The 9,541-nt window shown below is 65.5% G+C and carries 6 protein-coding genes and 3 pseudogenes; 1 reads left to right on the forward strand and 8 read right to left on the reverse strand.

Features of this window, described 5'->3' with window-relative positions; translation table 11 throughout:
- From A9W95_RS13340 to eccA, 8 genes and pseudogenes are all read right to left on the reverse strand, one after another.
- Positions 1-276, reverse strand: a pseudogene (locus A9W95_RS13340) (hypothetical protein); the annotation flags it as partial.
- Positions 277-390: 114 nt separating this feature from the next.
- Positions 391-678: a type VII secretion system ESX-1 WXG100 family target ESAT-6 gene (esxA, locus tag A9W95_RS13345; protein WP_067413209.1), complete on the reverse strand. Its 288-nt coding sequence runs from the start codon at positions 676-678 to the stop codon at positions 391-393.
- 36 nt (positions 679-714) lie between these two features.
- Positions 715-1,017: a type VII secretion system ESX-1 WXG100 family target CFP-10 gene (esxB, locus tag A9W95_RS13350; RefSeq protein ID WP_067413212.1), complete on the reverse strand. Its 303-nt coding sequence runs from the start codon at positions 1,015-1,017 to the stop codon at positions 715-717.
- Between the two features lie 90 nt (positions 1,018-1,107).
- Entirely contained in the window at positions 1,108-2,211 is a 1,104-nt protein-coding gene (locus tag A9W95_RS13355; RefSeq protein WP_067413223.1) for a PPE family protein, read from the reverse strand.
- Positions 2,212-2,397: 186 nt separating this feature from the next.
- A complete protein-coding gene (gene eccCb / locus A9W95_RS13360) occupies positions 2,398-4,173 on the reverse strand; it encodes a type VII secretion protein EccCb (protein WP_067413215.1) in 1,776 nt (591 codons plus the stop codon).
- Positions 4,170-6,455, reverse strand: coding sequence for a type VII secretion protein EccCa (eccCa, locus tag A9W95_RS13365; RefSeq protein ID WP_067413218.1), 2,286 nt, complete (start codon positions 6,453-6,455; stop codon positions 4,170-4,172). Before eccCa ends, eccCb begins: the two co-directional genes overlap by 4 nt.
- Entirely contained in the window at positions 6,452-7,897 is a 1,446-nt protein-coding gene (gene eccB / locus A9W95_RS13370; RefSeq protein ID WP_067413221.1) for a type VII secretion protein EccB, read from the reverse strand. The genes eccCa and eccB overlap by 4 nt, the downstream gene beginning before the upstream one ends.
- A 3-nt stretch (positions 7,898-7,900) precedes the next feature.
- Positions 7,901-9,343 (reverse strand): annotated as a pseudogene (gene eccA, locus A9W95_RS13375) (type VII secretion AAA-ATPase EccA); the annotation flags it as partial.
- Here eccA and A9W95_RS26290 point away from each other — a divergent pair.
- Positions 9,335-9,541 (forward strand): annotated as a pseudogene (locus A9W95_RS26290) (type VII secretion AAA-ATPase EccA); the annotation flags it as partial. The pseudogenes eccA and A9W95_RS26290 sit on opposite strands and share 9 nt — an antisense overlap.

Below are 9,541 nucleotides of genomic sequence, written 5' to 3' on the forward strand. Positions count from 1 at the left end.
CGGGCGAGCTGACGGCGCGGCCCCGGCGCCCGCGGCCTGCGGTGGCTCAGGAAGCGTTGGGGGCAGCTCGCGCCGCCCGAGCTGAGGTTCGGGCGGGTCCGGCGGGTCGCCTAAGAACACCGGAGCGGGCTGCGGCGGCTCTGGGGCGGGCGCGGCGTCGCCGTTGGTTTTGGTCGGGTAGGACGAATTGGGGTCGAAGAATGTTTGCTCGACCTCATCGAATCGAGGGTCCGAACCCTCCGCGGGCCGAAAGAGCTTGTCATAGTCGGCCGGCATAATAACCTCTCGAAAGGTTGTAAATAGAACAAAGCACAAGAAGGGGCGAGGTTCCTAAATGGTTGAACTCGCCCGATCTCGTGCTTCGGTATTCTACGCGAATGCAGGGGTGACTTATGCGAACATCCCGGTCACGTTGCCCTCGGTGGACTGCATGGCCTGACCGGCCTCGCTGATGGTGCGGGCGAGGTTCTGCAGCGCGTTGTTCAGCTCCTGCGCGGTGGCGTCCCACTTCTGCTGAACGCCCTGGTAGGCCTCGGAACCGCTACCGCCCCAGGCCGCCGCCAGCTTGGTCAGCGACTGCTTGCCCTCGTCGAGCAGGGAGTGAATGCTGGTGACATTTCCCTGAATCGAGCTGGCCGCGGCCTCGATGCCCGCGAAATTCCACTGCTGCTCTGTCATGTTTATGCTCCGTTTCTTATTGGTCTATGGAATTGATCAGAAGCCCATTTGCGAGGACAGCGCTTGCTGCTGCTCCTCGTCGGCCCGGGAGTATTGGACGCCGGCCTGACGAATGTTCGTCGAAATCTCGTCGAGTTCGGCCTTTTGCTTGTTGGCCGCCTCCTGGAAGCGCACCACCGCAGACTGAGCGGCCTGGCCCGCCGCGCCCTGCCACTGGCTCTGCAGCGAGCCCGCGGTCGACTCGACCTGGTCGATCTGGGTCTTCAGGTCGCCGGAAATTCGTTCGAAGTTACCTGCCTCTTGCGCGAGGGCAGCGGCATCGGTCTTCATCTCTGCCATGCTGAACTACTTTCTCTTTTCTCTGTGCCTCGCCATTGTTGGCAAGTCTTCCGGCCCGGTTGGCCGGGAAGTCTGTGGTGACTGAGTCGTTCACCAGTCGTCCTGGTCGTCCCAGTCGTCTTCCTCTTGGTCGTCGTGTTCTTGAGCGAGCGGCGCCGGCGCTGCCAGCCCCGGCCGCGTCGAGCCGCCGGATCCGGCAGACTGCCCCATCCCGCCGGCACCTACCGGGGCCGCCCCACCGGTCGTCGAAGACCCGGCCGCCGCGGCCGGCATGACCGAAGGCGAAGCCGGCTTTTCGATGAGTCCGGACATCAACGGAGTGCGGGCCAAGGTTCCGCCCGCACCGGGCAGCGAGTCCGCCCGCAGCAGGCCGGCGCCGGTGCTCGGCCCGGATCCGCCGGCGAGCGGGTGGGTGGACAGTGGGCTGGTGCCGAGCAGACCCATCTGGGCGCCTTGGTCTTCGCCCAGCCCACTGCTGCTGCCGCCGGAACTGCCCATCTGGCTGAACATCGACGACACCTGCTGCACCGGCTGAGCCAGCTGCTGCATGGGGCCGCTCATCTCCGCGAGCTGACCGGCGGTGGCTTGCAGCTGACCGGGCGCGACGCTGGAGAGTTTGGGAGCCATGCCCATAATCGGACTCGACGCCATGCTCTGGCTGGTGCCGGGATCGAGGATGGCGGTCATCGGCTCGAGCTTTTCGAACATCGTGTTGGCCAGGGTTTCGGCCTGATAGACGTCCATCGCCAGGGCGGCCTGAGTCCACATCCGGATGAAGTAGTCCATCTCATTGAAGGCGATCGGCACGGTGTTGATTCCGAAGAAGTTGGTCGCTACCAGGACCGCCGTGGTGATGTGGTTGGCCGCGATCTCGGCCAGCGACGGGGTGGTCGCCATCGCCTGGGTGTAGGCGGCGGCTTGCGCAGCGGCCTGCACCGCACGCGTCTTGGCCTGGGTGGACGCGGTCTGCAGCCAAGTCACCATCGGCAGCGCCGCCGCGATCGCCTTGTCGCTGCTGCCGCCGGTCCACGCTTCGCCCAGCGAATTCAGTCGCGCGGTCAGCTCGACGGCCTGCGAGTCCAGGGCGGCCGCCAGCGCCTCCCAACCCATGGCCGCCGCCAGCATCGGAGCAGGACCCGCGCCGGCCATCAAACGCCCGGTGTTGATTTCCGGTGGCATGGCGTGCCAGAACATGGTCATCTGCTCCTTTCTTCAATGCGCAGGTGCGGAACTGGGAAAATATTTTCGTCGGCTTTGTTGGTCGCTTCTTTGAGGACGCAAATTGTTCAGTTATGGCCGGAAACAATCCCGGCAGTTCACCGTTGATCGGGGTCCGATTACCTTGGTGAACTCGGTCCCGCATTGCCGGGTGAAATAATCCTAACCGGGGTTCGGGGGTGCTGAGAACACTTCTTCTGGCGGCTCGATGTAGGGGGCTTGGACGACCTCCTTTCCGTCCGGCGACACCAGAAACGCCTGGCCAGGCGGCCGGCGCTTAACCTTGAACTCACTCGACGGGAACTCCTGCTTCTCTCCGGAGAGGAACATCGTGGGAGCGCCGGACCCGAAGGCGGCGCCGACGAACTTGTCCATCGTCGCCTTGTAGGCCTGGCTCATCTGGCAGGTGACAATGATGTGCAAACCGATATCTGCTGCGGCGGGCAATAACGGCGCCAGCGGCGCCATTGGCGGCATCCCTCCGGCCGCGCCGACAATCATGTGCCAGTCGTCGACAAGTAATACGACGTCGAATCCGCTCCACCAAGAACGGCTCCGCAATTGCGCCGTTGTCAGATCGGTCGGCGGCAGCCGTTTCTTGAGGTTGACCGCCAACGCCTTGACCGCCTCGTCGAGGCTCGCGCTGTTGCGGTTGATCGCCCCGGCGGCCAGTAGGTGGGATTGCGGCACCGCGTCCAGCAACCCCGAGCGGTAGTCGGCAAGCATGAACCGCACCTGGTCGGGGCTGTTGCGCGCGCAGATGGCTCGGGCGATGGCGTGCGCGATCGTCGTCTTGCCCGACTTGGCCGCACCGAAGATCAGCAGATGCGGGTTGGAATGCATGTGCGCGTAGGCCGGCGTCAGATCCGTCTCCCGCAGGCCGACCGGGATCTCCCAACGCGTGCGGTAGTCGGATTGCGGGCCGGGCGGGTTCGGGTCGAGTTCGTGCAAGTAAATCCGCTCCGGCAGGACTCGCACCGGCGGCGCCTGCTCGGTGGTCTGCGCCGCGATCTGAGCCACCCCGGACGTGATGGCTTCGACCAGGTTGTCGGTGCTGTGTACGCCGTCGAATCGCGGCACGCCGATCATCAAGTGGTGCTTTTCCATGGACACCGCGCGGCCCGGGCGGTTCGCCGGGATATCGCGGGTGATCCGGTCGATCTGGGTCTCGTTGACATCGCCGAGCCGGAACTCGATCTTGGTGCCGAGGTAGTCGCGCACTCGGGACTTCAGCTCGGTCCAGCGCGGCGTCGAGATGACGACGTGCACGCCGAACGCGAGCCCTTGGGCGGCCAAGTCTTGAACCTGACCCTCCAGGTCGGGGAACTCGCCGATGAAGCCGGGCCAGCCGTCGATGATGAGGAACACGTCGCCGTACGGGTCGGCGGCAACGGGCTGGTTCGGGTCCTCGCGCAGTTGCCGATACATGGCGATCGAGCCGACCCGGTTCTCTTTGAAGGAGATCTCGCGCTGCCGCATGACGGCTTGCATCTCGGCGACCACCCGGTTGACCTTGTCGGGCTCGGACCGGTTGGCGACGCCGCCGACGTGCGGCAGGTTTTCCAGGTAGATCAGGCCACCGCCGCCGAAGTCGATGCAGTAGAACTGCACATTGCGCGGGGAGTGGGTGGCGGCCGCCGACATCACCATCGTCTGCAGCAGGGTCGATTTCCCGGTCTGCGGTGCACCGCCGATGCCGATGTTGCCGCCGGCCCCGGAAACGTCGACGCCCCAGGTGTCTTGGAGATGGCGGCGCGGTTCGTCCATGATGCCCAGGGCGAACCGCAACGGTTGACGCTGCCGGTCCTGCGCGAGCAATTCGTTGAGCGGCGTCGGGTCGATCAGCGGTGGCAGCCACATTTTGTACGCGCGGGATTCGGCGGTGCCGAGCTGGTCGAGCACCACCTCGCGCAGCGTCCGCGTTTCTTGAGAGGTCATCGGGTCAGCGCCTCCTCGACCAGCGGCACTTCGCCGTTGACCGCGCCGTTGGTGCTGGCCTCTTCGACCATCGGCGCCGCAGTGAACTCGCGGATCCGCACGGCTTGCTTACCGCCCTGCCGGCTGGGCCCGCTGCCGTCACCGTTGGTCTCGGCGCCGGCCGGTGGCACGTACGGGCCGCTGATGTAGAAGGTGCTGAACTTCACCGGGTCCTCCATGCCCACCCGCAGGAAACCGACACCGCTTTCTTTGTTGGTGATGTACTGGGCTTCCGGCGTGCCGATGACCGCCTTGGATTCGTGAGAGCTGGTAGTGCGCAACGCGATCCGATAGGTGAGGTTGGGCTCCAGCTTGTCGATCCGAACACCGCCGGTCTGCAGCGACTGGGTGGCCAGCAGTAGATGCACCCGCAGCGAACGGCCGACCCGGCAGATCCGGTCGAACAGCCCGATGAAGTCCGGATGGCTTTGCAGCAGTTCGGCGAACTCGTCCACGACGACGAACAGCGTGGGCAGTGGTGGCAGATCGGCCCCGCGCTCCCGATACTTCTCGTATTCGGCCACACCCGAAAGCGCTCCGGCGGCACCGACTTTCATGCCGGCCTGGCGCAGAATCGTCTGGCGGCGGTCCAGCTCCCCGGTCAACACCTCACCCATTCGGCTGACCAGCTCTGCCTCTTCGGCCATGTTGGTCACGACGGCGGCGGTATGCGGAAGTTTCTCCATGCCAAGGAAGGTCGATCCGCCCTTGAAGTCGGTCAGCAGCAGATTGACCTGGTCGGGGTGCGTCATGGCCACCAGCGACAGAATCAGCGTGCGCAGGAATTCGGACTTCCCCGAACCGGTGGTTCCGATGAGCATGCCGTGCGGGCCGGCCCCGAACTCCGCCCCTTCTTTGATGTCGAGGTACATGATGTTGCCGGTCTTGAGCTCGTGACCGAACGGGATTTTCAATCGGTCGCGGTCGGTGTCGGTGTACATCCGCCAGCGCGCCGGTGTGATTTCCTCGACGCTCTTGGCGCCGACGAGCTGATGCCAGTCGGTGGCCACCTTCTTCTGCACGCGCTGGGTCTTGTCCAGGATCGTCCCGGTGATCGACCAGCCCGCCAGCTTGCGGGCCAGACGGTTGGCCTGCTGCGGCGACATGCCGTCGGCCGCCGAGGCGACCAGGCGGAATTGTTGGCCGGGCAGCCGGTCGTCGGCGGTGCCGTCGTCGGCGACGCGGATGCGGTACGACGAACCGCGGTGGTTGCCCAGCGTGATCACCGTGACCCCGGCCCGGCCGTCGGGCGGGAATCCCGCCTTGCCCCCGGTGAGGTCGACGACCACTACGTATGGACCGGTGGGCAGCGTGTCGGGCGCGTGCGGTCCGCGCGCGGCCAGGTCGGCCAGGGCGTCGGGCCGGGTGTAGATCATTCGCACCGGACCCGCGGCGTCGGTCTCGGTCTGATGCTGAACGTGCGGAAGCCATTTCAGCCAGGACCAGTCGGGGTCTTCCGGATTCTCGGTCAACACCCGGATCTGCAGCAGGTCCGGCGGATGGAACACCGCCAAATGGCAGATCATCGCCGTCAGCAACCGGTCGGCGCCCGGGCGGCTACCACCCACCGCGATGGTCGGAAAGGTCCTCAGCTGCACCAGCTTTGGGCAATCGTGAATGAGGCCGTGGGTGCGCAGAAACTTGACCACCCACATGTGGCTCACCGGCTCGAGATAGGGCTGGGGCGCCGCCGTGGCGGCGGCCAACTCACCTCCGACGGCGGGTTTCAACAGTCGGTCCACCGCCGGCTGGTCACCGATGCCGAGGCGGGTGGCCGCGTAGAAGTCGCTGTTGGCCGGCCGCGACCACTGCCGCTGGGTGCCGACGATGGACAGCAAGTCCTCCGGGTGCGGTGCGTGGTAAGAGAAGAACGCCACCTGCGAGCTGGCCGACGACGTCACGCGTCCACGTAGCCCGGCCAGATAACGCAGGTACTCCTTGCGATCGGCGTTGATCTCGGGCACCTTCTTGCCGCCACCACCCGTGCCGCCGGCCATTCCGCCGACCATCATCATGACCATCATCAGCGGCATCATCAGCATGTACGGCGACAATTGCTTGCCGCCGGCGAACATGATGGCGATCATGCCCAGCATGCAGCCGCCCATCACATAGGGCAGTGCTTTCTGCACGCCCGACGGCGGGATGTCGATGCCCAGGTCGTCGGGCGGGGTGAGGCTGATCTCGCCCGGGGTCAGCCGAGGACCGCGGGTGATGGTGGGAGTGAACTTCTTCGTTGTCATTGCGGCGCTCCGGGGCTTCCGGCGGGGACTTTTCGGGGATTCGGGTCGGCGGGCAGCGTCTCGTGCTCGAGCAAGGCGGCATCCTTGGACAGCACCGGCCCGTCGACCAGGAGGCGAACGACTTCCCAGGGCGCCGTCTTGGGTGAACCCAGCCCGAGCGCCTTGGCGGCATCGGCGTTGGGCACGCCGTAGCGCACCCCTTCCTGGTCGATGTAATACATCGATTCGCCGTAGCGGGGATCCGGCGACTGCAGTTGGACGAACTTGCCGCCGTCGAGGTAAACCGTTGCCGCACCGTTGATCTGCTTGATGCCGGTATTCATGGCCGACGGCGGGATGGGCAGGTGCCGGCCGGACAACACGGTGGTCTTCGGCGCTTGATCGCCGGCACCGCGTTCCCACATCCAGCACAGCGTGGGCTCTTCGGGACGGGACATGATCTTGAGCGGTTCGCTCGGCAGCGGGGAAGGATAGACCCGCTCGGGGATGCGGACGGCGAGGCTGGGCACGATCGCCGGTGGTTCGACCAAGCCATGGGATTGCGTGGCACGCAACGCCGCTGCGGTGGTGGCGTTCACCTGCGCGATGCCGTCGGGCAGCACCACGTAATAGCGCGGCCCGTTGACCGTGCGGATTTGGAACACCGACCCGATCACCAGATCGTCCGGCAGATCGAGGGTGTTGGGTTGTCCGGCATTGGGTATCGGCGGTAGTTCCCAGGCGCCCATGGCGGGCAGCGCGTTGAACATGCCCTCGGAGATGGGCACGGCGGTAGCGGTGACCGGTATGCCCATGGCCGAGGTCAGTGCGCGGTCGTTGAGGTCGATCGAGTGGCGTCCTTTGACGGTGATGATCCAGGTTTGGCCCTGGTAGGTCGCCAACATCGCCTCGTTGGCGTCGACCGGATCCACCGAGGCATCGATCAACAACGGCCTGGCCAATACCGAAGTCTGCACTGTGACCGAGGCGGTGTTGGGTCGGGCCACGGTGTCACACAGCGTCCACGTCGAATTGCTGTCCCCGGACACCGGTGTGGCATAAGGGGCGCCCGGAATGCCGATGGTTTGGCCCAGCGGGAGCTTGCTCAGCTCGGAAGACTTGACGGTGGCGGGGGAGTCCGGGTTCCCCAGCGCCAGTCGCGCCGACGTCAGGTTGTAGACCGGGTGCAGCTGACCGGACAGGATCACATAGAGCTGATTTGTGGCGCGGTCGGTCAAAAGGTTTGTGCCGCCGAGCTTTCCCTGGGGTTTGAAGTAGGCCAGCAGACCGGCGCCGACCAGAATCAACACGGCGATGATGATTCCCAGCCCCACCGAGCGGCTGTAGAACTGCAACGGGTCGTCGAACATGCGGGTGTCACGCCGCACGATCGCATGCTCGACCCGGCGGAGCAGGAAGCGCCAGCCGCTAACCTGAACCTTGGTGGTCAGGCGAAGCCCCATCTGTCACTCTCTCATGTTGAGGTGTGCATGTACCGCGGCGATCGCCTCGGCCATGTCTGCGCCGTTGATCTCTTGCAGTCGCTCCACGTCCAGGGCCTCGATGTCCAACCCCTGCGCCAAGCGCATGTCCCGGCACTGTTCGGCGGCTTCCACCAGTTGCCGCGCGTAACGGCCGTTTCCGGCGATGTCGAGGGCCGCCCGGCCGCGCACCGTCCGGTCGTGCAGCATCTTGGCCGCCTCCAGGAACCGGTCGGCCGCCTCGGCGCTCAGCGTCGAATCATTGCCGGCGGCAATCACCCTCGCGATCTCGAGCAGCTCCTCGGCGGTGTAGGTGTCGAACTCGATGCGGGTGGCGAAGCGGGAACGCAGCCCCTCGTTGGTCTCCAGCAACCGGTCGATGTCATTGCTGTAGCCGGCGATGATCACCACTAGCCGATCGCGGTCGTTTTCCATCCGGGCCAGCAAGGTGTCCATCGCCTCCTGCCCGAACGGGTCGGTGCGCCCGTCGCGTTCCTGCACCAGTGCATAGGCTTCGTCGATGAACAGCACGCCGCCCAGGGCCTGATCGATGGTCTTGGCGGTCTTGACCGCGGACTGCCCTTCGTACTCGGCGACGAAGTCTTTTCGCGACGTCTCGACGAGTTTGGGTTCGGCGATGACGCCCAGCCCGGCCAGGATGTTGGCGACCACTCGCGCGATGGTGGTCTTACCGGTGCCCGGTGGTCCGGTGAAGATCATGTGCTTGCTCGGCTGCGCGACCTTCATCCCCTTGGCGGCGCGCACTCGGGCCAATAGCGTTGCGGCGCGGTATCTTTCGATTTGATTCTTGACGCGGCTGAGGCCGATCTGCCGGTCGAGTTCGGCTTGGGCTTCGGCGAGCAGTTTCTCCCGACCGGAGTTGTCCGTCACCACGCTGGTGGGATCCCACGGGTCGGAGCGAGACGAGATCTGGTCGGCCGTGGTGGTCTTCAGCCGGTAGGACGAATCCTTCAGTGCCGCGGCCACTTCGGGGGCCGGATGGGTCGTCTGCAACCACTCCAACAAGGCGACGGCGGCGTCTTCGTTGCCTTGGCTGCGGCGCGCCATGGCCAGATACCAGGCGATGGCCCGCGCGCAGGCTTCACCGGCGGGGGAGTCGTTGGCTTCGGTCAGTCGCCGCTCGGCTTCGGTGAACAATCCAAGGTTGGCCGCGGCGACCCCGTGTGCCACACCGGCAGCGCCGGTCAAGAACTTGTCCGGCCATTTGCCGGCGCCCTTGACTTCGTCGATCACCTCGGTCCATCGTTGTGCGGCCCCGTAGATCACGGCTTTGAGCCACGACACCAGATGCTCGGAGCCGCCGACGGCGCTGGCCTCGATGGCCTCCATCGCGTCGGCGTAATTGCCCTGCGCGGCTTCGGATGCGGCAAACCCCATGGTGATTGCCAGCGGCGAGGTGACCGGGTGACACTGTTCCGAGCCTGGTACTCCCGGCGCAACTTCGGCCAACTGTCGGGTTCGGTGCAGATCTCGATGAGCACGCTGAACGCCCGGGTGCCCATCGGCGGTCTCTACGGAGACATCACTTACCCGGTCACCTCGCCGCTGGCAATCCCCATGGTGATTGCCGCATCCGAAGCCGCGCAGGGCAATTACGCCGAAGAC

Source organism: Mycobacterium sp. 1423905.2 (assembly GCF_001673155.1).
In the GTDB taxonomy this organism is placed as follows: domain Bacteria; phylum Actinomycetota; class Actinomycetes; order Mycobacteriales; family Mycobacteriaceae; genus Mycobacterium.

Bases quoted from the DNA above. Each gene is read 5' to 3' on its own strand.
- eccB (WP_067413221.1), bottom strand. From the start codon at position 7,897: ATGGGGCTTCGCCTGACCACCAAGGTTCAGGTTAGCGGCTGGCGCTTC.
- esxB (WP_067413212.1), bottom strand. From the start codon at position 1,017: ATGGCAGAGATGAAGACCGATGCCGCTGCCCTCGCGCAAGAGGCAGGT.
- eccCb (WP_067413215.1), bottom strand. From the start codon at position 4,173: ATGACCTCTCAAGAAACGCGGACGCTGCGCGAGGTGGTGCTCGACCAG.
- esxA (WP_067413209.1), bottom strand. From the start codon at position 678: ATGACAGAGCAGCAGTGGAATTTCGCGGGCATCGAGGCCGCGGCCAGC.
- eccCa (WP_067413218.1), bottom strand. From the start codon at position 6,455: ATGACAACGAAGAAGTTCACTCCCACCATCACCCGCGGTCCTCGGCTG.
- A9W95_RS13355 (WP_067413223.1), bottom strand. From the start codon at position 2,211: ATGTTCTGGCACGCCATGCCACCGGAAATCAACACCGGGCGTTTGATG.